The sequence below is a fragment of the Capnocytophaga sp. oral taxon 863 str. F0517 genome (assembly GCF_000466425.1).
Lineage (GTDB): Bacteria > Bacteroidota > Bacteroidia > Flavobacteriales > Flavobacteriaceae > Capnocytophaga.
Genome location: NZ_KE992169.1, coordinates 1 through 619 on the forward strand (window position 1 = coordinate 1; position 619 = coordinate 619).

Sequence of the window (619 nt, forward strand, 5' to 3'; positions counted from 1 at the left end):
AATGCACAGAAAAAAGCCGTTGCTGTACATCACTTAGATACCCCTTGGCGACCCAGTGACCTGCAACAAAGGGACGGACGTGCCATTCGCAAGGGCAATGAAGTGGCCAAATATTTTGCTGATAATAAGGTGGATGTGATCATCTATGCCGTTGAAAAATCTTTGGACTCTTACAAGTTCAATCTACTCTTTAACAAACAACTCTTTATCGACCAGCTTAAGAACAATAAGTTGGGCAAAAGAACCATTGATGAGGGAGCTATGGACGAAAAATCGGGAATGAACTATTCTGAATATGTAGCTATCCTCTCAGGAAACACTGATTTACTTGAAAAAGCAAAGTTAGAAAAAAAGATTGGGGCTTTAGAGAGTGAAAAACAAACGTTCTTACGCTCTAAATACACCTCTAAAAACCGTTTAGATAACCTCTGTAGCGATTTGAAAGCCCTACAAGATCGCTTACATCGTTTTCAGACGGATTGGCAAAACTTCTCAGATAAAGCGGTACGCCGAGAAGATGGCTCGGTAGTCAATGCTTTGCGTTTGGAGGGTTTAGACGAGAAGAGCAGTGTAAAGCAGTTAGCGCAAAAGTTACAGGACTATGCCCAAAACGCCCGTA

Annotated in this window: 1 pseudogene; it reads left to right on the plus strand. The window is 41.8% G+C overall.

The annotated features are described in order from the left end of the window. A pseudogene (locus tag HMPREF1551_RS09385) lies at positions 1 to 619 on the plus strand (DNA methylase); the annotation flags it as partial.